This is a genomic window from Rhodospirillaceae bacterium, assembly GCA_018662005.1.
GTDB lineage: Bacteria > Pseudomonadota > Alphaproteobacteria > Rhodospirillales > JABHCV01 > JACNJU01.
Genome location: JABJHA010000022.1, coordinates 21,818 through 47,844, shown reverse-complemented (window position 1 = coordinate 47,844; position 26,027 = coordinate 21,818). Strand labels below are relative to the sequence as shown.

At 52.8% G+C, this 26,027-nt stretch carries 23 protein-coding genes; 11 read left to right on the top strand and 12 right to left on the bottom strand.

The window, feature by feature from the left end:
• Positions 1–174 precede the first annotated feature (174 nt).
• Entirely contained in the window at positions 175–945 is a 771-nt protein-coding gene (locus HOL66_10710; protein ID MBT5244709.1) for a DeoR/GlpR transcriptional regulator, read from the top strand.
• Between the two features lie 2 nt (positions 946–947).
• Here HOL66_10710 and HOL66_10705 read toward each other — a convergent pair whose 3' ends face one another.
• Positions 948–2,618, bottom strand: a complete 1,671-nt coding sequence (locus HOL66_10705) for a Na/Pi cotransporter family protein (protein MBT5244708.1) — start codon at positions 2,616–2,618, stop codon at positions 948–950.
• 142 nt (positions 2,619–2,760) lie between these two features.
• Here HOL66_10705 and HOL66_10700 point away from each other — a divergent pair, with 142 nt between their 5' ends.
• The 5 genes from HOL66_10700 to HOL66_10680 all read left to right on the top strand — a co-directional run bounded on the left by HOL66_10700 (position 2,761) and on the right by HOL66_10680 (position 10,211).
• Entirely contained in the window at positions 2,761–3,648 is an 888-nt protein-coding gene (locus HOL66_10700; protein MBT5244707.1) for a phosphotransferase family protein, read from the top strand.
• Positions 3,645–6,089 carry a GcvT family protein gene (locus HOL66_10695; protein ID MBT5244706.1) on the top strand — a complete coding sequence of 815 codons (2,445 nt, stop codon included), beginning with the start codon at positions 3,645–3,647 and terminating at the stop codon, positions 6,087–6,089. Before HOL66_10700 ends, HOL66_10695 begins: the two co-directional genes overlap by 4 nt.
• Positions 6,090–6,095: 6 nt before the next feature.
• Positions 6,096–8,519: an FAD-dependent oxidoreductase gene (locus tag HOL66_10690; protein MBT5244705.1), complete on the top strand. Its 2,424-nt coding sequence runs from the start codon at positions 6,096–6,098 to the stop codon at positions 8,517–8,519.
• Between the two features lie 62 nt (positions 8,520–8,581).
• On the top strand, positions 8,582–9,355 hold the full coding sequence (locus tag HOL66_10685) for an HAD family hydrolase (protein ID MBT5244704.1): 774 nt from the start codon (positions 8,582–8,584) through the stop codon (positions 9,353–9,355).
• Positions 9,348–10,211 (top strand): type 1 glutamine amidotransferase, encoded by an 864-nt coding sequence (locus HOL66_10680; protein MBT5244703.1) that lies wholly within the window; start codon positions 9,348–9,350, stop codon positions 10,209–10,211. Before HOL66_10685 ends, HOL66_10680 begins: the two co-directional genes overlap by 8 nt.
• On the opposite strand, the gene HOL66_10675 is transcribed toward HOL66_10680, so the two are convergent.
• The 9 genes from HOL66_10675 to HOL66_10635 all read right to left on the bottom strand — a co-directional run bounded on the left by HOL66_10675 (position 10,208) and on the right by HOL66_10635 (position 18,872).
• The gene (locus tag HOL66_10675) at positions 10,208–10,555 is read right to left on the bottom strand and encodes a RidA family protein (GenBank protein ID MBT5244702.1); all 348 of its coding nucleotides are present in this window, start codon (positions 10,553–10,555) and stop codon (positions 10,208–10,210) included. The genes HOL66_10680 and HOL66_10675 overlap by 4 nt on opposite strands.
• 21 nt (positions 10,556–10,576) lie before the next feature.
• Positions 10,577–11,560 (bottom strand): dipeptide epimerase, encoded by a 984-nt coding sequence (locus tag HOL66_10670; GenBank protein ID MBT5244701.1) that lies wholly within the window; start codon positions 11,558–11,560, stop codon positions 10,577–10,579.
• The gene (locus HOL66_10665; GenBank protein MBT5244700.1) at positions 11,557–12,579 is read right to left on the bottom strand and encodes a DUF1611 domain-containing protein; all 1,023 of its coding nucleotides are present in this window, start codon (positions 12,577–12,579) and stop codon (positions 11,557–11,559) included. Before HOL66_10665 ends, HOL66_10670 begins: the two co-directional genes overlap by 4 nt.
• A gap of 52 nt (positions 12,580–12,631) precedes the next feature.
• Entirely contained in the window at positions 12,632–13,558 is a 927-nt protein-coding gene (locus HOL66_10660; protein ID MBT5244699.1) for a hypothetical protein, read from the bottom strand.
• 3 nt (positions 13,559–13,561) lie between these two features.
• Positions 13,562–14,293, bottom strand: a complete 732-nt coding sequence (locus tag HOL66_10655) for an ABC transporter ATP-binding protein (GenBank protein ID MBT5244698.1) — start codon at positions 14,291–14,293, stop codon at positions 13,562–13,564.
• Positions 14,293–15,027, bottom strand: coding sequence for an ABC transporter ATP-binding protein (locus HOL66_10650; GenBank protein ID MBT5244697.1), 735 nt, complete (start codon positions 15,025–15,027; stop codon positions 14,293–14,295). The genes HOL66_10655 and HOL66_10650 overlap by 1 nt, the downstream gene beginning before the upstream one ends.
• Positions 15,024–16,250, bottom strand: a complete 1,227-nt coding sequence (locus HOL66_10645) for a branched-chain amino acid ABC transporter permease (GenBank protein MBT5244696.1) — start codon at positions 16,248–16,250, stop codon at positions 15,024–15,026. The genes HOL66_10650 and HOL66_10645 overlap by 4 nt, the downstream gene beginning before the upstream one ends.
• Complete coding sequence (locus HOL66_10640) at positions 16,250–17,518, bottom strand: branched-chain amino acid ABC transporter permease (protein ID MBT5244695.1); 1,269 nt, start codon at positions 17,516–17,518, stop codon at positions 16,250–16,252. The genes HOL66_10645 and HOL66_10640 overlap by 1 nt, the downstream gene beginning before the upstream one ends.
• A 115-nt stretch (positions 17,519–17,633) precedes the next feature.
• Positions 17,634–18,872, bottom strand: coding sequence for an ABC transporter substrate-binding protein (locus tag HOL66_10635; protein MBT5244694.1), 1,239 nt, complete (start codon positions 18,870–18,872; stop codon positions 17,634–17,636).
• 391 nt (positions 18,873–19,263) lie between these two features.
• Between HOL66_10635 and HOL66_10630 the strand changes: the two genes are divergently transcribed.
• From HOL66_10630 to HOL66_10610, 5 genes are read left to right on the top strand one after another with little or no spacing between them, the layout of a single operon-like run.
• Positions 19,264–20,400: an FAD-binding oxidoreductase gene (locus HOL66_10630; GenBank protein MBT5244693.1), complete on the top strand. Its 1,137-nt coding sequence runs from the start codon at positions 19,264–19,266 to the stop codon at positions 20,398–20,400.
• Positions 20,400–21,746: an aspartate aminotransferase family protein gene (locus HOL66_10625; GenBank protein ID MBT5244692.1), complete on the top strand. Its 1,347-nt coding sequence runs from the start codon at positions 20,400–20,402 to the stop codon at positions 21,744–21,746. Before HOL66_10630 ends, HOL66_10625 begins: the two co-directional genes overlap by 1 nt.
• Positions 21,743–22,669 (top strand): 3-keto-5-aminohexanoate cleavage protein, encoded by a 927-nt coding sequence (locus HOL66_10620; GenBank protein ID MBT5244691.1) that lies wholly within the window; start codon positions 21,743–21,745, stop codon positions 22,667–22,669. The genes HOL66_10625 and HOL66_10620 overlap by 4 nt, the downstream gene beginning before the upstream one ends.
• A 5-nt stretch (positions 22,670–22,674) precedes the next feature.
• Positions 22,675–23,160 (top strand): GNAT family N-acetyltransferase, encoded by a 486-nt coding sequence (locus HOL66_10615; GenBank protein MBT5244690.1) that lies wholly within the window; start codon positions 22,675–22,677, stop codon positions 23,158–23,160.
• Positions 23,157–24,197 carry a histone deacetylase family protein gene (locus HOL66_10610; protein MBT5244689.1) on the top strand — a complete coding sequence of 347 codons (1,041 nt, stop codon included), beginning with the start codon at positions 23,157–23,159 and terminating at the stop codon, positions 24,195–24,197. The genes HOL66_10615 and HOL66_10610 overlap by 4 nt, the downstream gene beginning before the upstream one ends.
• Before the next feature lie 212 nt (positions 24,198–24,409).
• On the opposite strand, the gene HOL66_10605 is transcribed toward HOL66_10610, so the two are convergent.
• Both HOL66_10605 and HOL66_10600 read right to left on the bottom strand, forming a co-directional pair.
• Complete coding sequence (locus HOL66_10605) at positions 24,410–24,724, bottom strand: EthD family reductase (GenBank protein ID MBT5244688.1); 315 nt, start codon at positions 24,722–24,724, stop codon at positions 24,410–24,412.
• 55 nt (positions 24,725–24,779) lie between these two features.
• Positions 24,780–26,006, bottom strand: a complete 1,227-nt coding sequence (locus HOL66_10600; protein ID MBT5244687.1) for an MFS transporter — start codon at positions 26,004–26,006, stop codon at positions 24,780–24,782.
• Between the last annotated feature and the right edge of the window lie 21 nt (positions 26,007–26,027).

The window sequence follows — 26,027 nt, the reverse complement described above, 5'->3', positions numbered from 1 at the left end:
CATCTCCCTGTTGTTTCAGCACTTTGTGAATTAGCCGTTATTCTTATTGTTTCTTGGCTTTATTCTTTCACAGACAAACGGGATTTGCCAACGTGTTTTTGAAATAGTGGTATTTTGACCGTTTTTGACCTATTTTGAGATTCAGTCCAATAACACAGGAATTCAGTAGCCATTATGCTTGCCGAACAGCGACGCACATTAATTCTTGAAATTACCAACCGTAAGGGCTCGGTCTCGATCACCGAACTGCATCAGCGGCTTGACGTTTCGCGCGAAACCCTGCGTCGCGACATCACCAGATTAGCTGAAGAAGGCAGGTTGACAAAAATCCATGGCGGCGCACTTTCAAGTAGCTCCCTGGAACCGGCATTTACCGAACGTATGAGCCAGAACATTGAAGGCAAAAGGGCAATTGGACGTCTTGCGGCCGAATTGATACCGGATGGCGTATCTGTGATCCTAGATAGCGGGACAACAACACTTTGCATGGCAGATTACCTGATGGAGCGACGGGGGCTGACAATTTACACCAATGATCTGCAAATCGCCGCCAAACTGGCAGGACTGAATGAAAACCGGATTTTGATCCTTGGCGGTGAAGTTCAGGGGACGGATGGTGCCATTTTTGGACCTGACGCAAGCCAGATGCTTGAAAATTATCATGCCGGTTTTGCCGTCGTTGGAATCAGTGCATTTTCGCCCGAACGGGGCCTGACCGACTATTCACGCGAAGCGGCTGAACTGCGAGGTCAGATGCTCAACCATGCCCGGGTCAGTATCCTGCTCGCTGATCATACAAAGTTCGAGCGCCAGGCCCCGGTCAATATGACCGGTTTTGAACAACTGGATAATCTGGTTACAGATTTAAAGCCGGGACAAAATACGTCCAAGGCCATAAAAAAACTGTTCCGTAAAGTTCATGTTGCCGGGAAAAATGCAGGATAGGGCTATTCGCCGTCACCATATTCATCGGTAATTTCAACATTGGAAGCATTGTCCAATTCCCCGGCGTTTTCAAGCACCGGGTATGAAATGGCGACGATGTGGGAATGAATGCGTTTCAGATCGCGCAGGATATCCATATGAAGGGCGCTGGTTTCAATACTTTCCAGACGACCCTCTCGCAGTCTGTCCATGTGTTTTTCGGCACCAGCCCGTTCCATTGCCTTGACCACGCCTTTTTCAGCAAGAAGTTGATGGGCCAACTTGACGTCGTCGGAAATGAAGGCTCCCAGGGCCAGTTTCAGGTTGTCGGCAACTTTCAGATGAATGGCCAGAATTTCAGCGAAGCCGTCTGGTGAAAACTGCATATTCTTTTTGATTTTCTTGGCCGTAATTTCCATCAGGTTTTCAACGATGTCGCCGATATGCTCCAGATCGGTGGTGAAGGTCAGGATGTTTGTCGCACGCCTGCTGTCTTCATCATCAAGAAGTTCACGGCTGGCCTCTGTGACATATAATTTGATCGCTTCGTGCAACTTGTCGACGGCGTTATCCATCTTGATGACAGATTTGGTCAGTTGTTGATCATCATTTTGTAACGCTTTCATGCTGTCACGCAGCATGCTCTCGACAATATCGCCCATGCGGACGGTCTCGCGCGCCGCACTGGCCAGGGCCACCGATGGTTGGTCAATGTATGCCCGGTCAAGATACCTTGGCGTTCCCGGGTCTTCCGATAACGGGGCGGCGGGAAGCGCCTCGTCGGCAACTTTGGCGACTATGTCGGTGGTGAAAATGAAGATGACGGCAATGGAAAGATTGAACAGGGTGTGGAAGTTTACAATCTGACGGGCGCTATCTTGTTCGATCATCGCCATATAGGGGGCGATGATATCAATCAAGGGAAGCAGGATCAGGCACCCCATGGCCTTGAAGAAGGCATTTCCCAAGGGCACCCGGCGGGCATCAGGTCCTTTTGCCCAGTTCGCCATTACCGGTGGCATGGCCCCACCCAAATTAGCGCCGACGACAAGAACAAATCCCAATGACAGCGAGACAACGCCGCCTGCGGTCAATGACATCACCAACAACACCACAGCAAGGCTGGAATGGGCCATCCATGTCAGTAAGGCAATGAGAAGCACCGCCAACATGCGCTCATCGCCTAATGATGCGAAGACTTCCTGCAAGACGCTGGAATCGCGCATCGGTGTTGAGGTTTGAACAATCAACCCTAAGGCCAATAACATAATGCCAAGGCCGATGCCGGTACGGCCCAGTTGCTTGTTTAAGGTCTTGTTGGAACCAAAATGGGCGACGACGCCGATCAGGATAACTGTCGGGGCGAGCCAGCTAATATCAAACGACAATATCTGGGCGACTAGGGTCGTGCCAACATCAGCACCGAGCATGACGGCCAGTGCCGGTGCGGTTTCCATCAATCCACGCCCGGCGAAGGATGCGATAATCAGGCCCGTAGCGGTGCTGCTTTGCAGGATGCCGGTGACGCCAATGCCAATGAAAAAGGCCTTAAAGCGATTGGAGACGCTAAGCCCGATAGCATGACGCAAGCTCGAGCCAAAGGCGCGCGTCACGCCCGTGCGCACCATACGCATACCCCATAATAACAGTGCCACGGCACCGATCAGGTTAATCAGTAATTGTGTTGCGGAAATGGGATTTGCCTTTCTTGATTTGGCCGTAGGGTATGACAACCAAACCGGATATGGCAAGTCAGCTACGCAAAAACAAACTGATGATAAACGATATTGATGTGGTAAATATGGAATATCGCGGGTTGGGACAGGGTTTTAAGCTATGTCAGATCAGGCAGCTTTGAGGGCGGCGAATTTAAGTTGTTGGTCGGGGCCGGTCAAGCCCAGCCCCTTAAGCGGCGGCATCACCAATACCAATTTTATTATCGAGGACGCGGGCCAAAAATATGTGGTCAGGATCGGCGAGGATATTCCTGTCCATGGCATCATGCGTTTCAACGAACGGGCCGCCAGCAATGCCGCCCATCAGGCCGGATTATCACCGAAAGTCATCCACTGGGAGCAGGGGGTTCTGGTTCTCCAGTACATCGAAAGTAAAACTCTTGAGGCGGCTGACATTCGCAATCCGGAAATGCTCGGGCGGATTATCGCTCTTGTTAAAAAAGTTCATCACGACATCCCCCGGCATCTTGAAGGGGCCAGTCTTGTATTTTGGGTGTTTCAGGTGTTTCGCAATTACGCGCGCGTTCTGCAAAGTGACGGCAGTCGTATGGTTGCAACTTTGCCGCGGCTACTGGAAATTGCCGACGAATTGGAAAAGGCGGTAGGGCCGGTTGAAATGGTATTTGGCCATAATGATTTGTTATCGGCCAACTTCCTTGATGACGGATCGCGCCTGTGGATCATTGATTGGGATTATGCGGGTTTTAACTCCCCCTTGTTCGATCTGGCCAATCTGGCCTCGAACAATGAATTTGATGAGGATCTTGAGCGCGGGATGCTGGAAAGTTATTTCGGTTCACCAGCCGATGGGACATTGTGGCACTCTTACCGGGCGATGAAATGCGCTTCCTTGCTGCGCGAAACGATGTGGAGCATGGTCTCGGAAATTCATTCAGAGCTTGATTTCGATTATGTCAGCTATACAAGCGACTACATGCAACGTTTCGAGCAAGCTTTAGAAACCTTCAGGAGCGATACTTCAAAATGACCTCACTTCCTTCCCATGCCCGCGCGGTAATTATCGGTGGCGGTATCGTCGGTTGTTCTACCGCTTATCATCTTGGCAAACTGGGCTGGAAGGATGTGGTCGTTCTTGAAAAACATAAACTGACCAGCGGCTCGACCTTCCACGCTGCCGGTCTTGTCGGGCAGTTGCGCTCGAACGCCAACATCACCCAGTTGCTAAAATACAGTGTTGAACTTTATGACACGCTGGAAGAAGAAACCGGTCTTGCGACAGGGTGGAAGATGAATGGTGGTTTGCGGCTGGCCTGTAACAAGGAGCGGATGATCGAAATCGAGCGTCAGGCGACAACGGCGCAAAGTTTTGGCCTTGAGATGCAAATGCTCTCTGCCAAGCAAGCCCAGGACTTGTGGCCGCTAATGGATGTGTCCGATGTCATGGGTGCGGCGTTCCTGCCGACTGACGGTCAGGCCAATCCGTCGGACATTACCCAGGCCCTGTCAAAAGGGGCCAGAATGAATGATGTAAAATTTATCGAGGATTGCACCGTCACGGCTATAAACGTCAACGATGGCCGGGTCGGTGGTGTCACAACAAATCTGGGTGATATTGCTTGCGACGTTGTCGTAAATTGCGGTGGCCAGTGGGCCCGCGAACTTGGCCAGATGGCCGGAGTCAATGTGCCGCTGTGTTCGGTCGAACATCAGTACATGATTACAGAACCCTTTGAAGGTGTGCCAAAAAACCTGCCAACCTTGCGCGACCCGGACCGACTGACTTATTTCAAGGAAGAAGTTGGTGGATTGGTGATGGGCGGATACGAGCCCAACCCGATCCCCTGGGCCGAGGACGGCATTCCCGAAGGCTTTAATTTTTCCTTGCTTGACTCCGACTGGGATCACTTTGAGCAATTGATGGAACATGCCTTGTTCCGGGTGCCTGCCCTTGAGCACGCCGGAGTGCGCTCCTTAACCAATGGTCCGGAATCCTTTACACCGGACGGTAATTTTATTTTGGGTGAGGCCCCCGAAGTCGCCAACTTCTTTGTTGGTGCCGGATTCAACGCCTTTGGTATTGCCGCAGGTGGGGGCGCTGGCAAGGCGCTTGCGGAATGGATTGATGGTGGTGAGCCAAGTCTTGACCTTTGGCCTGTTGATATCAGGCGTTTTGGTGTTCACCACCGGGATGCGGACTGGGTCCGCACCCGTACTTTAGAGCTTTACGGCAAGCACTACACAATCGGCTGGCCGTTCGAGGAACACAAAAGCGCCCGCCCGGTCCGCACCTCGGCCCTGTATGAACGGTTGAAGGAAAGTGGCGGTTGTTTCGGTGAGAAAATGGGATGGGAGCGACCAAACTGGTTCGCCCCTGAAGGTGCTCGGGCGGAGGATGTTTATTCATTCGGGCGGCAGAACTGGTTTGACCATGTTGGTGCCGAGCATCAGGCAACCCGCGAACGGGTCACCGTGTTCGATCAAAGCTCCTTCGCCAAATTCATGGTCAGCGGTCCTGATGCAGAAGCTGCGTTGAACTGGATCTGCGCCAACGACGTCAGCAAGGCTCCCGGCGCTTTGACCTACACGCAAATGCTCAACAGTCGTGGCGGTATCGAGTGCGATCTGACCGTTGCCCGGTTGGCCGAAGATCAATTCTATATTGTCACCGGCACCGGCTACCGGACCCATGATTTTGACTGGATCAAGCGTAACATCAAAGACGATATGGATGTCACGTTGGAGGATATCACCGATCATCACTGCACACTGTCACTGATGGGCCCCAAAGCACGTGACGTGCTGGCCCAGGTCACAGACAGTGATGTTTCCAACGATGCCTTTGCTTTCGGGACATGTCAGGAAGTGATCATCGCGGGAGCCACCGTCAAGGCGCTCAGGGTGACCTATGTTGGGGAGTTGGGGTGGGAACTACATTTTCCCATCGAGCACGCTTTGACACTTTACGATGCCCTGATGAAGGCTGGTGAGTCGTTCGGCATTGGTAACGCCGGATACCGGGCCATTGAATCCCTGCGCCTGGAAAAAGGCTACCGCGCCTGGGCCAGTGATATTGGCCCGGATTATTCCCCCCTTGAAGCGGGCATGGGCTGGGCGGTTAAAATGAAATCCAACATGCCGTTTATGGGCCGCGAAGCGATTGCCGAACAACAAGAGCGGGGATTAAGCAAGCGTCTCGCCTGTTTCGTTGTTGATGATCCTTCCATCGTCCTGCTGGGCCGGGAAACCATCTACAGAAATGGCGAGCGCGTTGGTTGGTTAAGTAGTGGCGGCTGGGGATACACGGTTGGCGAAAATATCGGCTACGGTTATGTGCGCAACCCGGATGGTGTTTCCATGGATTATCTGAAATCAGGATCCTACGAGCTCGACATCGCCACCAGTCGTGTGCCCTGCCGCATTCAGTTCGGGGCGCTGGTCGATGCCAAAATGGAGAAAATAAAATGTTGATGCGCCATGTCTGAACCCAACCATGCCCAGCATCTTATTATCGGCGGGGGTATTATTGGCTGCTCGATTGCCTATCACCTGACGGCTATGGGGGCCAAGGATGTGGTGATTTTGGAAAAGGCCGACCTGACCCACGGCGCCACATGGCACGCCGCAGGTTTGGTCGGGCAATTACGCTCTTCGCGCAACACCACCCGCATGTTGAAAATGTCAGTCGAGCTTTATGACAAGCTTGAGGAGGAAACCGGTCAGGCCGTAGATTGGAAAAAATCAGGCTCACTTCGTCTCGCCAGTTCTCCTGAGCGGGTTCGCGAGGTTGAGCAATTGGCGACGACGGCGAAAAGTTTTGGTCTTGAGATGGAAATCATTTCAGCAAGCGAAGCGCAAAAACTTTTTCCCTTAATGACGACAAAAGGCGTCCTCGCCGCCGCTTACTTGCCCAGTGATGGCCAAATCGATCCCAGCAGCGTTACTCAGGCACTGGCAAAGGGGGCGCGCGACCGTGGCGCCAGGATTGTCCGGGCCCAGCGGGTCATCGACATCATATCCAAAGGGCGGCGGGTGACCGAGGTTATGACCGAAGATGATAGCTGGACTTGTGAGACCCTGATCAATGCATCGGGCATGTGGTCACGCGAACTGGGTCGTCTTTCAAACGTGCGCATTCCGGCCTGCGCCCTTGAGCACCAATACATCATCACCGAAACGATCCCTGATATGCCAAAAGACATGCCCAGTATGCGTGATCCTGACCGGCTGGTTTATTACAAGCCGGAAGTCAGCGGCATGGTCATCGGCGGGTATGAACCCAACACGGTGCCCTTTGGTAACAACGGCATTCCCCATGATTTTGGTCGTGAACTTTTGGCCGAAAACTTTGATCGTTTCGAGCAGTTGGCGCAGCTGGCGGCGGAAATTACGCCGTTCGTCAATGAGGTCGGCATTCGAGAAGTCATCAACGGACCGATCCCCTACTCGGCGGACGGGGATTTCGTCATGGGCAAGGTCCCCGAGATGGATAACTATTTTGTTGCCAGCGGTTTCCTGTACGGCATCGCAGCTGGCGGCGGGGCCGGACGGATGATGGCGGAATGGATATTGGATGGCCAGCCCAGCCTTGATCTGTGGCCGCTTGATGTGCGCCGCTTCATGCCCCATCACAACACCAAGTATTTCATGTACGGACGCGCCATCGATCACTATGGCCATCACTACAAACTTCATTTTCCAGGCAATGAAACGCAGGCAGTCCGGGGCATCCGTAGAAGCCCGCTTTATTATCCCTTAAAGCAAAAAGGGGCCGTCTTTGGTGCTCGTGCCGGTTGGGAGAGGCCAAACTGGTTTGCCCCCGAAGGTGTCGAGCCGGTTGATGAGTTGTCGTTCGAGCGCTCTGAATGTAACTGGTTCGCCCCCGCCAGCGAAGAACACAAGGCTGTTCGCGAACGGGTGGCGCTGATCGATCAAAGCTCGTTCGCCAAAATGGAACTGTCCGGACCCGGCGTGCTTGCCACGTTACAAAAACTTGCGGTTTCCAATATGGACAAACCAGTCGGCAGCGTCATTTACACCCAACTTTGTAATGAAGGTGGCGGTGTGGAGTGTGATCTGACGATTTCCCGTATTGCCGAGGACAGGTTCTACGTTGTTACAGGTAGTGGCTTTGGCGTTCACGACTTCAACTGGATTGAGCGTCATTTACCAGACGATGGATCGCTCACCATGCAGGAAGTGACATCAGCTTACGCCGTTATCAACATTTGCGGCCCCAGGTCCCGCGAGGTTCTGGCAAAAGTCTGCGATGCGGATTTATCCAGTGAGGCCTTCGCGTTTTCCACCTGTCAGTATATTGAGCTTGGAGCGGCTCGGGTTTTAGCTCAGCGTATCGGCTATGTGGGCGAGTTGGGATGGGAGCTTCACATCCCTTGTGAATTCGCGCCTCATGTCTATGAGTTACTTTGGCAGGCGGGAGAGGAATTCGCTATCGTCGACGCCGGTTACCGGGCTATCGATTCCTTAAGGATGGAAAAGGGTTATGTTTACTGGAGTGCCGATGTCACACCTGACTACAGCCCTTATGAAGCCGGTCTCGGGTTTCGTGTCCACTTGCAAAGCAAGGGTGATTTTATTGGTCGCAAGGCACTTGAGAAAATCAAGAAGGATGGCCTTGCCCAGAAACTCTGTACGTTCACCATTGACGAGGCCGTGTCATTGTATGGCGGGGAAACCATTTACCGGGACGGTGACTATGTCAGCCTGACGACCAGCGGTAATTTTGGTCACAGTGTTGGCAAGTCCATCGCCTTTGGATACCTGTCCGGCGATGATGCAGATCACGAAGATTTTGAAATTGAGGCATTTGGTAAACGTTACCCGGCTAAGCGCCACAGTACCTGTTTATATGATCCTGACATGAAGCGTCTGAAAGCCTGATTTACAAATCATTGCGCGGACTGTATTGAACATTTGTGAACAAACAATAAGGAACAACACTGATGACAATTCGGGCCGTAACATTCGATCTTTGGGACACCATTGTCGATGATGATTCAGATGAAGCGCACCGCAGCGCCAAGGGTATGCGCTCAAAACGCGATGAACGTCGTCATCTGATGTGGCAGGCTTTGAACGGGGTTCAGGAAATCGACCTGGAAATGGTCGTTCAGGCTTACGATGTAGCGGACGCGGCGTTCAATGTTGTTTGGAAGGAAAACCACATCAACTGGAGCGTTGATCAGCGTATGCGGGTTATCGCCACCGGCCTGGGTCGAACCCTGCCCGATGATGTGATGGCTAAACTGATTGATGATACCGGTCGTATGGAAGTCGATATGCCGCCAAATGCCATTGATGGTATTGGTCAGGCATTAGCCGAACTGGCGACCCGCTATAAACTGAGCATAGTTTCAGACTCTATCGTCACACCGGGGACGGGGCTTAGAAAAATTCTGGAAAATCATGGTCTTATCGACCATTTCTCAGGCTTTGCGTTTTCTGATGAAGTTGGCCATTCCAAACCGCACCGCTCGATGTTCGATAGCGCAGCCAAGCAACTTGACGTCGATGTGACGGAAATCGTCCACATTGGTGATCGCGATCACAATGATATCAAAGGCCCCCACGCCATTGGCGCCAAGGCGGTCCTGTTCACGGCGACACGGGCAGATGACCGCGATATCACAACAGCCGACGCGATTTGTGATCACCCACGCGATCTGCCGGGGATTATCGACGAACTGGCAGCCAAGGAGTCATTGATTAATGAGTAACAAGGTTCGGTTTCTGGTCCTCGACGGATATTCAAAAGAGGGCCGCGAGGATTTGCAGGCTGGCGGGGCCTCAACGGCGGGTTCCCTTTACGAGCGGATGTTGAAACGCTGCCACCCGGGTTGCGCGGTCGATATTCTTTATCCGGGCGATCCGGACGCAAGCCTTCCCAAGGGTGCCGCCATTGAACAATATGACGGCATCGCCTGGACTGGTTCCAGCCTGACCATTCACAAGCCGGATCCAAAAGTGACGCCACAAATAGAATTCGCCCGTGCCGCCTTCGACGCCGGTGTTCCCAGCTTCGGCACTTGCTGGGCTGCCCAAATCGCCGTTGTTGCCGCTGGCGGGTTGTGCGCCGAAAACCCCAAGGGCCGCGAAATGGGTATCGCTCGCAAGATCGAACTAACGGCTGCGGGACGCGCCCACCCCATGTATATCGGCAAGCGTTCCGTCTTTGACGCTTTCATCAGCCATGATGACGAGATCACCCACTTGCCACCCGGTGGCGTGGTGTTATCTTCAAACACCTTTACCGCTGTTCAGTCTGTCGCCGTCACCCATAACGGTGGCGCCTTCTGGAGCCTGCAATATCACCCCGAATACGACCTGCATGAGCTTTCAAGACTATGCTATTGCCGAAAGCAAAAACTTACTGAAAAGGGTTTTTTCCTGAACGTCGATGACGCCCAGGTCTTTGTCGATCAACTTGAGGCCTTGTTCCAGGACCCTTTGCGAAAGGACATTTCCTGGCTTCTGGGCATCGACGAGGACGTTATCAACGACGACTTGCGTTTACGCGAAGTCTATAACTGGATCGAACAACTGGTTCTACCGACAAAGGCCCGTCGCGGTTAATCTTTTGCGGCGACGATGATCACTTCGACCAGATAATCCGGGGTTGCTAGTTTTGACTCACCGGCGGCGCGGGTCGGGGCTTCTCCGGGTTCAACCCAGGCATCCCAGACGGCATTCATCTCGGCAAAATCATCCATTGATGCCATCCAGATGGTTGCCTGCAGGATTTTTGATTTGTGGCTGCCGGTATCGGCAAGCAATTTATCAATTTTCGTCAGAATGGTTGTTGTTTGTTCGGCGACACTTTCACCGGGAATTCCAACCTGACCGGCCAGATAGATTGTATCGTTGTGGACGACGGCCTGACTCATGCGCGGGCCGGTTTCAAATCGTTGAATGGTCATGATGTTTTGTTCCTGTAAAAATTAGCCCCAAAGAGCGGGCAGGGGTGGCAATATCTGGCTTCCATTATATGTCAAACCGGGCTTGCGATCTTCGGACAGCAACAACGGACCATCAAGGTCAACGAAGCTTGCCAACTGGGCGATAATCATGCCCGGCGCCATGGCAAGTGAAGTACCGACATTGCAGCCGATCATAATTCCAAAGCCCAGGGATTTTGCATGACCCGCAAGGGCCAGCGCCTCGGTCAGGCCACCGGTCTTGTCGAGTTTGATGTTAACGAATTCATATTTACCGACAAGCCATTCAAGAGAATCCCGATCAAGGCAGGATTCGTCAGCCGCCAGCGGGATCGGGCTTTCATAATTTTCCAGCATGGCATCCTCCCCCGGCAGGAAAGGTTGTTCGACAAGCTCAACACCAAGGGCGGCAAGTTTTGGCATGTAGTCGATCAGTTGCGCTTCACTCCATCCGGTATTGGCATCAACTGAAATGCGGGCATCGGGGGACGCTTCACGAACTGCGGCAACCCTTTCAGGATCACCATCACGACCAATTTTCAGTTTCAGGACCGGGCGGTGGATGTTGGCTTTGGCGTCAGCGCCCATTTTCTCAGGTGTATCGAGGGAAATCGTAAAGACTGTCGTCACCGGTTTCATAGGGCCATCAAGGCCGACCAGTTCGGAAACCGGTGTGCCTGTCATTTTTGCTTCAAGATCCCATAAAGCGCAATCGATGGCGCTGCGACCGGGTCCTGCGGCCAGGACGTTTTGAAGTTCATCACGATCCAGGCCCGCTTCAATCTTGTCCCGGATTGACTCGATTTCATCGACAACGGCGGCCCGTCCCTTAAAGAATGAATCGGCGCGTTCTCCTTCGCCGCGACCAATTTTACCGTCCTGTTCAATTTCAACAACAACGACTTCGCCGTGCAGCTGGGTCAGGCGCGAAATGACAAAGGGTTCATGAAGGGGCCATTGTTCAGATGTGACCGTTAAACGTCTCATGTATTTTGCTCCAGAAAATCAACAAGTCTTGCAACGCCGGTACGAACAGGATCGACGACGGGAACTTGATGAATGTCTTCAAGTTCGGCCATGGTTTTCAATGCCTCCTCTTCACCCAGGTTGGAGGAATTAACCGACAGGCCGACCAGTTTGACATCCTTGTTGGTGCGCTTAGCTAAGCTCAAGTTCACGGTAATAGCTTCATCGAGTGGCGGGATCGGGAAGTCTGCGTAATCTCCATCGACGCTCATGCGTCCCAATTCATGGCACAGGACAAGCACATCGGCTTGCGCACCGTGCAAGAGCCCAAGGCTGACACCGGCATAGGCCGGATGGAAAAGCGAACCCTGGCCCTCAATCACATCCCAATGATCATCGCTGTTTTCAGGTGCCAGAACTTCGGTGGCCCCAGAGAGAAAATCAGAGACCACGGCGTCAACGGCAATGCCGCCCCCTTGAATGAGGATGCCGGTTTGGCCTGTTGCGCGGAACGTTGAATTCATGCCGCGCCTCCGCATTTCGGCGTCAATGGCCAGGGTTGAATACATCTTGCCGACGCAGCAATCCGTGCCAACGCTAAGCAACCGCTTGCCGGTACGCTTTTGGCCGGTGCCGCAAGGCAGTCCTTCAGGCGGTGTGCGAACATCAACAACACGGCCCCCGGTGCGTTCTGCCGCCGCTGCAATATCCGGAATTTCACCGATCCGGGTGTGCAGGCCGCTGGCGATATCCATTCCAGCTTCCAGGACCTCGACACAAATGGACACCCAGCTACCCGGAAACCCGCCGCCAACCGGGGCCAGGCCAACAATGAAAGTTCCACAGCCCGCCTCGGCGGCTTCCTTGACGCTCATATCAGCAATGTTGAGGTTGACGGTGTTCTCATCGATCCGAAACTGGCCAAGGCAATCATCAGGTCGCCAGTAGGCAATGCCGGCTGCTGTCTTGGCGTCCGTTGCCTTTTGGGCGTCTCCCAGAAAAAGCAGATAGGGCTTTCGTATTGTGGTCAGTTTCGTCATCGGCTGTGTCCTGGGATGGTATGGGAGTTCGTGGCCTTTGGGCCATCTTGGTTTATTTCAGTGCATCTAGATACTGTTGAATAAAATCACAGTCGACCATCTCAACATAGGCGTCAATCAGGCGTTGGGTAACAGGACCGTAAGCAGCGCCATCCCCAACCATCGCACCGTTAATGCTGGTTACCGGACAAATGCACAGGCTGGTGGAGGTTATAAAGGCTTCATCGGCGTTATAGCCGTCAAACAGATCGATGTCTGTTTGTTTGCAGGGAATTCCCAGTTCACCGGCTAAATCGATAACTGTCTGGCGGCTGATGCCTGGCAGGACAAATTGTTCCCTTGGTGTTAGCAGAACGCCATCGCGAACAATAAAGATATTACTGCCCATGCCTTCACACAGATTGCCGTTGTGGTCGAGCAGCACGGCCCAGTTGTTAGGGTCATGGGCCTTCACTTCAAGTTCGGCGACGATCATGTTCAGATAATTGTGGGTCTTGGCACGCGGGGTTAGTGCGTCAGGCGGGGTTCGTCGTACCGAAGGAATGACCACCGGTACGCCGTCGCGATAATAATGGGCGCGCTCCTTGATGGGCATAGGCACACACTCAACGATCACCGTAGGCCCGTAATGATTCCAGTTGTCACCATCAACCTTATTAACGCCGCGTGTCACCCGCTGCCCAACCCAGTAGTCTTCGTCAGCATCAAGCAGGTGCATATTCTTTTCGACGACGATGTGGGTTATTTCGGTTATTTCCTCGGCCGAAATTCCGGCGTCAAGGCGCAGCGCCTTCATTGAATAATACAGGCGCTCAATGTGTTCATCGAGTTTGAAAATGGTGTGATTAAACGTCCGCGTCAGGTCGAAGGCGCCATCACCAAAAATAAAACTGCGCTCCCGGTAAGGGACAAGCGCCTGGCTTTCGGGGATGTACTCACCGTTAAAATAAACAATCCGCTCATTGGCGAATTCGCTCATTGATCAACCAACCCAGAAGGCTTTTTCAAGATCTTCGAATTCAGAAGTTGGCCCTTCCAGTTTATTGCGGCCAAGTTCCAAAACGTATACGTAATCGGCAATTTTCAGGGCCTGGCGAATTTCCTGATCAACAATCAGGATGGTCAGGTCATGGTTTGACGTTAAAGCCGTAAGCATCTCGTATACTTCTGCGGCCAGCATTTTTGACAGGCCGGCGGTGGGTTCATCAATCAGCAACATTTTCGGCTCGGCCATCAAGGTGCGACCGATTTCGACCATCCGTTGCTGGCCGCCGGATAATTCACCGGTTACTTGTTTGCGTTTGTCGCGCAGCACAGGAAAGCGCTCGTAATTGGCTTCGATTTTTTGACGGACCTGTTGCTTGTCACTGCGGAATGTCCAACCGCCAAGCTCAAGGTTTTCCTCGACGGTCATGTCCTTAAAAACACCCGGTTGCTGGGGGATATAGGCCAAACCCTTTAGAATTCTGTGGTGGGTGGGCACATCCATAATGTCCTCGCCGTCGAGTAATATGGTTCCGGCGTTGGGCCTGAGAAAACCGAAGATGGCTTTCAAGGCCGTCGACTTGCCGACGCCGTTAGCGCCAAGGATGGCCGTTATCTGGTTTTTTCGGGCCTTGATGTTCAGTTCCTGCAAGATATTCAGGTCTTTATAATAGCCAACGTCGAGGCCGATGGTTTCGAGAACCGCGGGGGCGTCAGTAATTTCAGACATTAATCTGCCTCCTCTTCATCGATTCCCAGATAGGCCTCGATCACGGCCGGGTCGTTTTTAACGTCATCCGGTATCCCATCGGCGATCAGGTCGCCGTAGTTTAAGACCAACAGACGTTTACACAGCGAGAAAATAGAATCCATCTGATGACTGATCAGGATGATCGCCGAACCGGACTGGTTAACCCTTTCGATATACTTGTAGATGATTTTCATCAGCTTGGGATGAACACCGGCAAAAGGCTCATCCAGAATGATCACTTCCGGGTTGAGCATCAGCAAGCGGCCAAGTTCGAGCAGTTTTTGCTGTCCACCTGACAGGGCCTGGGCATACTCGTTGCGCAGATGATCCATGGTCAGAAATTCAAGAACCTCCATGGACTTTTCATGGATTTCGGCCTTGGTAAGATCAGTCCCCAAAGCCTGTGCGGGCACATAAAGATTTTCAAGAACCGTCATACGCCTGAAGGATCTGGTGACCTGAAAGGTGCGGCCCAGGCCGACCTTGGCGACTTCAAAGGGTTGCATTTGATCAATGCGGTGATGGTTCAGATAGACGGTTCCACTGTTGGGTTTAATGGCGCCATCAAGGACATTGGTCATTGTCGTCTTGCCAGCGCCATTGGGGCCGATCAGTCCAACCAGTTCGGCACCCTTGATTTCAAAGGAAACATCCTTGAGGACATGCAAACCCCCAAAGCGTTTGTTCAGTTTTTTGACGATAAGTTCTGTCAATTTACTGTCTCCGAACCGGGTTCATCATCTGGTTTTTGTTGCTCTCTTTTGGCCACCGTCTCTTTGGCGATATGACCCCGCGTGAAGTAATCTATGAAGGGCACAAGCAAACCTTTGGGCGAGAACCGCAACGTCAGCATCAACAGGATGCCGAAGATGACAAGCCGCCAGACCGTCATATCAACTTCAACAGGCCCGATCTGGAAACTGTTACGTAGCATTTCCAAAAGAAACTCAAGCAGGATGGCCCCGACCGCTGCGGCGACAATGTTTTCGACGCCGCCAATAACCGCCATGGCGACAATCAGGCTCATTTGCAAAATCACCAGATTATTCGGTGAAATAATAGTCACGTAGTGAGCCATGGTCGCTCCCCCGCACGCCGCAATCATTGAAGTGATGACAAAAACCATCACCTTGTAGCGGGTGGTATTAACGCCAAGGGCGGCGGCCGCGTCCTGATCTTCCCTGAGCGCCCGGACAAACAAACCGAACTTTGATTTGGCCAGCAAGCCCAATAATCCAAGGCAGATGAGCAACAGGAAGAACATGACAAAGTAAGGAGGCAACTTGTCAGTCTTGTCGTAATGATGTCCAAATATGGTGACGCCATCCTGAAACAGGGCGGGCAGTTCGATGCCAGCCTGGCCACGGGTTACGGCGATTTCAGCGCTAATTGCGGCGCGAAGGATTTCAGAAAATCCGAGTGTGAACAAGGCCAGATAGGCGGCCCGTAAAGGCAGCACGAGCGTTCCGATCAAAAACCCGAAAATGCCGCCCATGAGCGTCCCCAGGGTAATGCCCAGCCAAACAGGCATGGGCGTGACCTGAACCCCGTCGCCCCACACATCCATAGCTTGACGCAGGCAATCCTGCTTCAGGGTGGAAGAGGTCACGCCGATGGGATCAAGAATAATCAGGTACCCGTCGCCAAAGACGAATTCGGTGCAAAAGTTCGTCGGTTCCGGCGTCAGATAGATGTAGTGACTGAACAAGGCCGTGGTATAGGCGCCTACCGCCATGAAGCCCATATGACCAAACGAGAACTGCCCGGCGTAACCAGCCAGCATGGTCCAGCTTGATGCCAGGATGGCATAGAAAAACCCAGTAATCAGGATGTGCATGATGTAGGGGTAGTCGTTGGCCGTGTAGACGAACGGGAAGGCCATGAAGAAGGCGATCAGGAGGACGCCAGCAAAGTGTGGTGCATGGGTTTTATTCATTACATTTTCCCGTGCGTGCCACTTGCGAACTTACGGCCAAGCAGGCCTGTTGGTCGCAGCAGTAGGGTCATTGTCAACACGATCATGCCGTAGGCGGGGATATATGACGCCGCTTTTTGGGCATCGGGAATACAACCGGTGCCAGCGGCTTCAACAAGGCCAACAATGACACCGCCAAGAAATGCCCCGGGGATAGAGCCCAGTCCACCAAGAACAACAATAACGAATGATCTCATCGCCGGTATGGCGCCGACCTGTGGCAACCACGAAAACGCCTGAACCAGCATCGCTCCGGCCAGGGCGGCGATCATGCTTCCCAATGCAAAGGCCAGCATGTTCATCTTGTTAGGGTTGATGCCGGCGATGGCCGCTGCGTCCCGATCAAGGCTGACGGCGCGTAGCGCCTTGCCTGTCCAGGTTTTTCGCAGGAAATACATCAGGGCGAAAAACACCAGGATGCACATCACCGCAGCAGTAAAACGCGGGTTGGAAATGGAAATGGTGTCAAACAGTTCCATGTTGCCGCGGCTGGTTTTGATCAGCCAGGGGTCTTCAGCTGAAGGTAGGCGAAGCTTGGGAAAATCAATGAACCGCTTCGCTTTGACAGGGTTGGCGCCAACGGTGGCCTGAACGAAATATTGCAGGGTGAAGGCCAATCCGAAGGTGATCAGGATGCCGTATTCAACCGGGCGATCAACCTTTCCGGTGTACATGGGGGTGAGAAAAATTCTTTCAAAAACAGCGCCAAGAACAAATGTGCTCAGGCAGGCCGCCGCGATGCCGACAATCGGATTTATGCTGGGGAACCACACGGTCGTTACAAAATAAGTAATCATACCGCCAATCATGTAAAATTCGCCGTGGGCGAAACTGACGACACCTAAAATGGAAAAAATCAAAGTCAGGCCAAGGGCCATAAAGCCGTATATAATACCGATGATAATGCCGTTGGAAATTTGTGAAGCGACAAATGAGCCATTGGTAACGCAAAGATTTCCAGGGTCAGCGAGGGAAAAGACCAACATGAAAACCCCGACCGTAGCAAGCGAGGGCACCAGCATCAGGCGGGTGGTGATTTCCGGGGTTTTCATCCACAAGAAGGCCAAGCCGACGGGCCCGGTGGCGGCGCCCAGCATAGAGCCGACAAGCCCGGTGTTGGATGTATCGAGATCCCTTTGAAGGTAAACGCGGCGACTAACGATGCTTCCGGTAACACCCCAGAAGATCATCCAGCCAATCGCACCCCAAAAGAAGTTAGAAAATTCCATTTCAACGATCCCGCTTTCGTCAAATTAGCAAAAAAAACACAACTTGAGTTCAGCCGACGGCAATCAATATAAAATTGCCGTCGGCATCCCTCTATATTCAGGCGTTAATTACCTGTTATTTGACGTAGATCGCGTCGCCACTTTTGTAAGCGTCGGGCCAAACGATCGGTGAGTCCGTCGAATCCTGGCCTTCTTTTTGGTATTGGATCATGGTCATCGCGGGATCGGGCCACTGATGCCACCATTCGTTACCCTTGCCGTCAGAGATCGGGTCTTTCTTGGTGCCATAGGGGAAGTAGATCCGGCCAAGTGTGCCATCATGATCGATGCCTTCAAGGGCGGCAACGACCGCGTCACCATCTGTCGATTTGGCTTCGTTGATAGCCTGGGCGATGATGGCGATGGAGTCATAGGCTTCAAGCGCGTAGCTTTCGATAGCGCCTTTACCTGTCTGGGCCTTGTAGTCTTCGTTCAGCTTGATGGCCTTGGCGTTCCATGTGGAAACCGGGGTGCCAATGCGCTGTACGAAAGCCATGTTGCCGTCGGGAACATTTTCCCACCAGGCTTTGCTTTCAAGAGCAACCTGACCAGCCTGGAAAGGAATGTCCTGCGGGCCGATGCCGGCGTCTGCGGCTTGCTGGGCAAAGTTGTAGCCAGCTTCACCGGTGTTCAAGACGATGATGTAGCCAGGTTTTTCGGCTTTGACACGTTCAATAATGCCAGAGAAATCCTGGGTGCCGATATCGACGCCGAAGGTCACGGCTTTGACGCCGCCACTTTCCAGCCCCTTGGTGGTTTCTTCAGCAGCCGGAATGCCATAATCCGTATTCTCGGTGATAATGGCGACTTTCTTGATGCCTGGAACTTTCAAGGCGGCTTTCCAAAGCGTCGCAGATGCCCAAGAACTTAAGGGCGCAATACGGAAAATGTATTTCTGCTTGTCACCGGTAATGGTGTCATTCCATGTTTCGGCGAAAACCACCGGAATTTTGCGAGCGTTGGCGATATCCTTGGAGGCAACGCCAACCGAGCTATGATAACCACCGCCAACGGCAACGACACCGTCCTGGGTAATCAGCTTTTCCATAATACCGGCAGCCTTTTCGGGCAGCCCTTCGGTATCGGCGATGACGACTTTGATTTTGCAACCCAGTACACCGCCAGCAGCGTTGATGTCGCGTTCGGCGAAGATCATTGCGTCACGCATGGCTTCACCGCCGCCAACAGCGCCGGGTGCGGAAAGCGGGGCTAGGCCGCCAATTTTAATAGGACAACTAGCGGCGTTAGCCGAAGTTGCCGAAAGTGAAAGTGTGATAGCGGCAGCAATGCCCACTACCGAAACGATTTTCTTCATTTGTAGATCTCCCTGGTTTCGCAGTTTGTTGCGTCTTATTGATTATTGTCGTCCGTGCGTATGTTTACGTTCATCAGACTATTTCCAAGCTTGTAAGCTTAGCAATACACTTAAGTTTAATACCAGTATCACGATGAAAAATTTTCTTAAACGGTAAAAACTTTTTACTTTCAAATAAATTGAAGATTAACGCCCCGAATTGGCATTATTAAAACATCACATTATTTATATATCTTTCTACACGGTTGTTTTTATTCGTTATTTTACAAGTAAGTAAAGTTAGAACAATTCAAGAATAGTTACGCTTGTTAATTATCATTCCCCATCTTGATTTTTAAGTGATATGAAAATTCCAGATTTCTTGGATAACGAAAAACTTTGTGGATGAAAAATGGACCATTGTGATGTCCTCATTATAGGTGCCGGAATAGCGGGCGTTTCCGCGGCATATGAATTGTCGCAATCTCGCCAGGTCGTTGTTCTGGAGCGCGAAAGTCAGCCGGGGTATCACACAACCGGACGCTCGGCCGCGATTTACACCAAAAACTATGGCAGCCCCGCAATCCGTGCACTGACAAGGGCAAGTTACCGGTTCTTTACCGAGGCACAGCCGGAATTCGCTGACCAACCGCTTTTAACGCCCCGGGGCGCTTTGTTTGTCGCCCGTGAGGATCAGCTGGACGTTCTTGATGCCGCCTTCGCGGGTACCCAGTCCCTTGTTCCAACGATCCGCCGTATTGATGCCGCCGAAACAATTCGGATCAATCCTGCACTCAATCCTGAATTTGTCGGCGGCGCTATTTTTGAGCCAGAGGCCAGCGATATTGATGTGCACGCCCTGCATGGCGGGTTCCTGAAAGGATTGCGCAAACGTGGTGGCACAATTGTGACCAATGCAGACGTTACGACAACCAGCCGCGTAGGTGATAAATGGATTGTTGAAAGTGGCGCTGGAAATTATTCGGCGGATGTCGTTATCAACGCGGCGGGTGCTTGGTGTGATGTCATTGCCGAACTGGCCGGTGTTCGCCCCATTGGGCTGCAACCAAAAAGGCGCACGGTTTTTACTTTCGATCCGCCGCCGGAGCTCGATATTTCATCCTGGCCGCTGACCATTGATCTTGATGAGACGTTTTATTTCAAACCGGACGCCGGAAAAATTCTCTGTTCGCCGGCTGATGAAACTCCTTCCGCTCCATGCGATGCCCAACCCGAGGAAATTGACGTGGCCATTGCCATTGATCGCTTGCAAACCGTGACAAACCTGCGGGTGCAAACGATTGCCAGCAAGTGGGCGGGTTTGCGCAGCTTCGTTGCCGACAAGACCCCGGTCATCGGAATGGATGACGAAGTGGAGGGCTTCTTCTGGTTGGCAGCCCAGGGTGGATACGGCATTCAGTCTTCGCCAGCAGCAGGGCGGGTGACGGCATCACTTGTTATTGACGGTGTATTGCCGGGTGACATTCTTGAAACGGGATTGCAGGAGGCCGATTTGGCGCCGCGACGAAAGCAATCGGGAGCACCATGATGAACGAAAGTAAATTATTCTATCAGTCGCGTTTGCGACGGCCGGTCCTGGAGCGGGCCGAAGGTGTTTATATGTGGGATACGACGGGCAAGCGCTATCTTGATGGCTCGTCCGGGGCGATGGTTTGTAATATTGGCCATTCAAATGCCAATGTTCTGGAGGCCATGCGCAAGCAAATGGAAAAATCCACATTTGGCTACCGGCTGCATTTTGAAACAGAACCGGCTGAACATCTGGCCGAAAAAACCGCTTCCCTGACTCCGCCGGGACTGGACCGGGTATTTTTTGTCTCTGGCGGGTCAGAGGCTGTGGAAAGCGCCTTCAAGCTGGCGCGCCAGTACGCATTGGCAATCGGTCAGGCGCAGCGCTGGAAAGTGATTTCGCGCCATCCCAGTTATCATGGCTGCACACTGGGGGCCCTGGCCTTGACCAGCTACGCCCCGTTGACAGCACCCTTCGATGCGATGATGCGCCCGATGCCAAAAATACCGGCGCCACGGGCTTATCTCGACGGCCTGGATTTGGACGACCCGGCAACCGGCCTTCACTACGCCAATATGCTGGAGGACAGAATTCTTGCCGAAGGACCAGAAACGGTTCTGGCGTTCATCGTTGAACCCATTGGCGGGGCTTCAACAGGGGCACTGGTTCCACCGGCCGGATACATGGAACGTATTCGCGAAATCTGTGACACCTACGGCGTGCTTCTGATCCATGATGAGGTGATGAGCGGTGGCGGACGAAGCGGTCGGTTTTTTGGTAGTGAACACTGGAACGGTGCGCCCGATATCATCGCCATATCAAAAGGCTTCGGTGGTGGATATGTGCCCCTCGGTGCGACCATTGCCCATCAGCGTATTGTCGAGGCCGTGCTGGAGGCGGGTGGCTTCGCCCACGGCTTCACCTACGCCGGTAATCCGCTTGCCTGTTCAGCCGGTCTGGCTGTCATAAACGAGATTGAATCCCAGAACATGATTGGCAACGCCGCCGACATGGGAGCCATTTTAAAAGACCGTCTGACGGGTCTGATGGATCGTTATCCGTTTATTGGTGACGTCAGGGGGCTGGGACTGTTCCTGGCTTTTGAACTTGTTTCGGACAGGCACACCATGACGCCATTACCACGCGATCTGAACGCCCATGAACGGCTGGTCGATATCGCCTATGAAAAGGGTCTCATTATCTATTCGCGGCGCACCCGTGGTGGTTATGATGGTGACCACTTCCTGGTCTGTCCGCCGATGATCGTTACAGACGAGCATATTGAAGAAATCATCAGCGGGCTGGTCACATCACTTGATCAATTTGCCGCAGAAAACAAACTTCCAGTATCGAGGGCCGCATGAGCAAAATTATCATTACCTGTGCCGTAACGGGTTCCATTCACACCCCGTCCATGACACCGCACTTGCCGATCACTGCTGAGGAAATAACCGATGAAGCGGTAGCCGCAGCGCAAGCCGGGGCTTCTGTCCTTCATCTCCATGCCCGCGACCCCATCAATGGTCGACCAACGGCGCTGGCTGAACATTTCATGGCCTTCCTGCCGCGCATCAAGCAAGCCAGTGATGCGGTGGTCAATATCACCACCGGCGGCAGTGCGACGATGACCCTTGATGATCGCCTGGCCGCGCCGATGGTTGCCGAACCTGAAATGTGTTCACTGAACATGGGTTCCATGAACTTTGCCCTGTATCCCGCCGCTCAGAAAATTTCAGATTGGAAATACGATTGGGAAAAGCCGTTTCTTGAAGGTTCCGAAGATCTGGTGTTCAAGAACACCCCGCGTGACATTGCCTATGTTGTCACCGAAATGGGGGAAAAGCGCGGGGCCCGGTTTGAATTTGAATGTTATGATTTAAGCCATCTTTACATGCTGCGGCATTTCGCCGACCGCGGTCTGGTCAAGCCGCCATACTTTATTCAGTTTGTCTTTGGAGTCCTAGGCGGCATGGGTGCCGATCCAGAAAACCTGACCCATATGAAACGTATCGCTGAAAAGTTGTTCGGTGATGATTTTCAGTGGTCGGTACTGGCTGCCGGGCGTCATCAAATACCATTCACAACCATGGCCGCCGCCATGGGCGGTCATGTCCGAGTCGGCCTTGAGGACAGCATCTACATTGGCAAGGGAGAACTGGCCAAATCAAACGCCGATCAGGTCACCCGCATTCGTGAAATTGTTGAACGCCTGGGACGCGAAGTTGCGAACCCTGCAGAAGCAAGGTCCATGTTGGGTCTGAAGGGCTCCGACAGGACGGCTTTCTAAAGGCTATGGATATAAAAATCAGGCTCGCACGAAGCGAAGATGCTGCGGCCATAACGACAATGCTCAAACAACTGGCGGACGAGATCGGGGACAGTGATGCATTCTCGTGTGACGTCGAGGCGATCCGGCGTCATGGCTTTGGCGATAAACCAATTTTGCAAAGTCTGATTGCCGAATCTGCTGGACAGAATGTGGGGTTGGCCTTGTTTTTCCCGATCTTCTCAACAACCCGTGGAAAATCCGGTGTTTATGTTCAGGATCTATGGGTCGCGGGTCAGGCTCGCGGGCAGGGGCTCGGTGTCAATCTTTTGGTTGCGGCGATTAAGCACGCGGCTCATGAGTGGCAAGCCGAATTTTTGAAACTGACCGTCTATGCCGATAATTCGACAGCCACAGAATTTTATCGACGCTTGGGTTTCGAGGGTGACGACAGGGAACGTCCTGTGGCATTAGAAGGTGCTGCATTTACGAAATTAAGGGATCAGGTATGAAAATTATCTTTCACGAAGACCAGCGCCTCCACGACCCGAAGCATTTTCTTTCAAGCGGCGCGCTGCGGGCAAATCCTGAAGTCCCCGGGCGCATTGACGCCTTGCTTGCCGGCGGGGCTGAATTGGGGCTTGAGGTCCTCTCGCCTGTCGATAACAAAATGGCACCTATTGCAGCCATTCACTCAAGTGAATACCTGACGTTCCTGAAAAATATTTATGTGCGCTGGCAGCGTATCGAGGGCGGTTCTGAAGAAGTTATTCCCAATATTCACCCGGATCGTCGCAACGCCGGTTATCCTAAATCTGCCGTTGGTCAGGCGGGCTATCACATGACCGATACGTCCTGTCCGATTTCCGATCAAACCTGGCACTCCGCCTACTGGGCCGCCCAGAGCGCGGTGACGGCGGCCGATCAGATTATCAAGGGCGATACATCTGCCTATGCGTTGTGCCGTCCGCCGGGCCACCATGCCTTTCCTGACATGGCGGGGGGATTTTGCTTTTTGAACAATACGGCCATCGCCGCCCAGCGTTGCTTGAGCACAGGTCTGCGTCCGGCGATTGTCGATGTTGATCTGCACCATGGAAACGGCACCCAGGGCGTTTTCTATAACCGCAGTGATGTCTTGACCGTTTCTGTGCACGCCGACCCGGAACGCTACTATCCGTTCTTTTGGGGACATGCCCAGGAACGCGGAGCCGGGGACGGGCAGGGCAGCAATCTTAATGTGCCAATTCCGCGTGGCTCTGGTGACGATGTTTTTCAGAAGGCGCTTTCAGTTGGCCTTCAACGGGTTTGTGATTTCGGGGCGGATGTGCTGGTTGTGGCGCTTGGCCTTGATGCCTTTGAGGGTGATCCCTTTGGCGGCCTGGCTGTGACCACGCCCGGTTTTTCGCAAATCGCTACGGCATGTGCCGGGCTTGGCCTGCCAACCATTATTGTTCAGGAGGGTGGTTATCTTTGTCCGGAACTTGGCGAAAATCTAAAAAGTTTCCTTGGCGGGTTTCTTGATGCCCACAAAGTTGTAAACAGCTAAAGCACCTTACCGGCTCGAACCGGTCAACTGGCGCGCACAAACAATCAGCATGGCGATAGCGACGGCCAGCATTCCTGGTCTGGGGTGTGTGGTTGCGTATGTCACGTTCATTTATCCTTTTTTTGCATCTAACTTCCATGGGCTTAGGGGTATAGACGCAGGGGATAAGGAAAAAGTTCCATGACGCAGCAAAAAACTCCGAATGGGAGCTTTTAACCCAGGTTTTCGCTAATTTGAATGGCCGGGCTGACGTCTGTAAAGTTTGGGATATCACCAAGAACTTCATCGCCATGCTCAGCGATAAGGGCTTGTAAGTCTTCAACACTTTCAAGTTCAAGGATCGCGACCACCTGATTTGGGGCCGGTGTATCGGGGTCGGGTGTGCCTATTCCCTTGATGGCGCGGGCGCTTAATAATTTATGGCCCCACAATTTACCGACCAAATCGAAGTGGGCACCCAGATAGTAATCCATATCAAAGCGGGAACCGGGCGTATTGGGGTATGAAACTGTTACGGTAATAGCCATTTACTCATCCTCTCTGTTGAAAGTTATATTGATGCTTTTATGACACATCATTATTTTATTCGACGAATGCAAGCGCGGCGCGTCTGCGCGTGATCGTAACGTATAGGGATGTCACGATAATCAGGTTGATAACACCGGCAAAAGCCGCGTTGGCATAAGTCAGTGTGTAATCGCCGCTTATATCGAAGAAGTAACCACCTTGATAGCCGCCTATGGCGTGACCAAGCCAGCCAAACAGGGTGACAATGCCAAGGGCCGAAGCGCGGCGCGCAAGCGGTGTCAAAACACGCACACAAATCAGAACTCCGGTCATAACGCCAGCGTATCCAAAGCCGTAAATAACAGCGTAAATGTAAAAGCTGTCGAGGGATTCAATCTGGATGAAGCCAAAGACCATGACGGTTTGCCAGCACGAGGCAATCCAATAAGCCCTGATTGCCCCGATCATGTCGGCCAGTTTGCCAAAGGCCACCCGGCCCAGGATTGCCACCACCATCATCACAAAGACTACACTGCCTGCTTCTTCCAGTGAAAATCCGCGATCATGGATCAGCGGCAACAAGTGCATCAATGGCACCGACATGCAGATACAGCAAAACAGCACCGCCAGACCGAGCCATGCAACAACCGCGTTGGCAGGTAAGGGAACAGGTGACTGATCGTCGGTTGTGTCAGCGCCTGGGTTTATCTGTTGTGGAGTTTTGGGTGGCTGCCTGATCAGTATGGCCAAAGGAATGAGCACAGCCAGCGTGATCATCCCCATGGTCATCAAGGCATCCCGCCATCCCATGTTGCTAATCAGGATGGCGATACCAAAGGGGACAGCGCCTTGTCCCAAAGCCTGACCGGCTGAGGCAATGCCGATGGCCAACCCTGCGCCGGTTTTAAACCAGTTTCCGGTATTGGCGATCAGTGGCGTGAATAGAGAACCCGCACCCAGGAAGCCGGCAAGGAAAAACAGCAGATAAAATTGCCACAACTCCTGTGCTTGCGAGGCGGCAACGACAGACAGCCCCATAACGACTGCGCCAAGCAGACAAACACGGCGTGTTGATGTGCGATCAGCAATCCGGCCCATGACAATACCGCCCAGCGCCAATCCCATCAGGCCAGCCAGGTTAATCAACGAAACCGAACCGCGTTGCCAGCCGAATTCATCATTTAAGGGGATCAGGAATGCCGAAAAACCGTTGACCATCATACCCATGCTGACAGCCAACATAATGGCCGAGGCAAAAACAATCACCCATCGGTAAACCGGTTCTGTTTCAGGGGTATTCATAAAAAAACTGTTTCCGCCCCA

Excerpts from the sequence above, each read along its gene's own strand:
- HOL66_10645 (MBT5244696.1), bottom strand. The coding sequence starts at position 16,250 with ATGAATAAAACCCATGCACCACACTTTGCTGGCGTCCTCCTGATCGCC.
- HOL66_10665 (MBT5244700.1), bottom strand. The coding sequence starts at position 12,579 with ATGACGAAACTGACCACAATACGAAAGCCCTATCTGCTTTTTCTGGGA.
- HOL66_10625 (MBT5244692.1), top strand. The coding sequence starts at position 20,400 with ATGAACGAAAGTAAATTATTCTATCAGTCGCGTTTGCGACGGCCGGTC.
- HOL66_10675 (MBT5244702.1), bottom strand. The coding sequence starts at position 10,555 with ATGACCATTCAACGATTTGAAACCGGCCCGCGCATGAGTCAGGCCGTC.
- HOL66_10710 (MBT5244709.1), top strand. The coding sequence starts at position 175 with ATGCTTGCCGAACAGCGACGCACATTAATTCTTGAAATTACCAACCGT.
- HOL66_10700 (MBT5244707.1), top strand. The coding sequence starts at position 2,761 with ATGTCAGATCAGGCAGCTTTGAGGGCGGCGAATTTAAGTTGTTGGTCG.
- HOL66_10615 (MBT5244690.1), top strand. The coding sequence starts at position 22,675 with ATGGATATAAAAATCAGGCTCGCACGAAGCGAAGATGCTGCGGCCATA.
- HOL66_10685 (MBT5244704.1), top strand. The coding sequence starts at position 8,582 with ATGACAATTCGGGCCGTAACATTCGATCTTTGGGACACCATTGTCGAT.
- HOL66_10620 (MBT5244691.1), top strand. The coding sequence starts at position 21,743 with ATGAGCAAAATTATCATTACCTGTGCCGTAACGGGTTCCATTCACACC.
- HOL66_10600 (MBT5244687.1), bottom strand. The coding sequence starts at position 26,006 with ATGAATACCCCTGAAACAGAACCGGTTTACCGATGGGTGATTGTTTTT.
- HOL66_10670 (MBT5244701.1), bottom strand. The coding sequence starts at position 11,560 with ATGAGACGTTTAACGGTCACATCTGAACAATGGCCCCTTCATGAACCC.
- HOL66_10660 (MBT5244699.1), bottom strand. The coding sequence starts at position 13,558 with ATGAGCGAATTCGCCAATGAGCGGATTGTTTATTTTAACGGTGAGTAC.
- HOL66_10635 (MBT5244694.1), bottom strand. The coding sequence starts at position 18,872 with ATGAAGAAAATCGTTTCGGTAGTGGGCATTGCTGCCGCTATCACACTT.
- HOL66_10690 (MBT5244705.1), top strand. The coding sequence starts at position 6,096 with ATGTCTGAACCCAACCATGCCCAGCATCTTATTATCGGCGGGGGTATT.
- HOL66_10630 (MBT5244693.1), top strand. The coding sequence starts at position 19,264 with ATGGACCATTGTGATGTCCTCATTATAGGTGCCGGAATAGCGGGCGTT.
- HOL66_10640 (MBT5244695.1), bottom strand. The coding sequence starts at position 17,518 with ATGGAATTTTCTAACTTCTTTTGGGGTGCGATTGGCTGGATGATCTTC.
- HOL66_10655 (MBT5244698.1), bottom strand. The coding sequence starts at position 14,293 with ATGTCTGAAATTACTGACGCCCCCGCGGTTCTCGAAACCATCGGCCTC.
- HOL66_10695 (MBT5244706.1), top strand. The coding sequence starts at position 3,645 with ATGACCTCACTTCCTTCCCATGCCCGCGCGGTAATTATCGGTGGCGGT.
- HOL66_10610 (MBT5244689.1), top strand. The coding sequence starts at position 23,157 with ATGAAAATTATCTTTCACGAAGACCAGCGCCTCCACGACCCGAAGCAT.
- HOL66_10680 (MBT5244703.1), top strand. The coding sequence starts at position 9,348 with ATGAGTAACAAGGTTCGGTTTCTGGTCCTCGACGGATATTCAAAAGAG.
- HOL66_10605 (MBT5244688.1), bottom strand. The coding sequence starts at position 24,724 with ATGGCTATTACCGTAACAGTTTCATACCCCAATACGCCCGGTTCCCGC.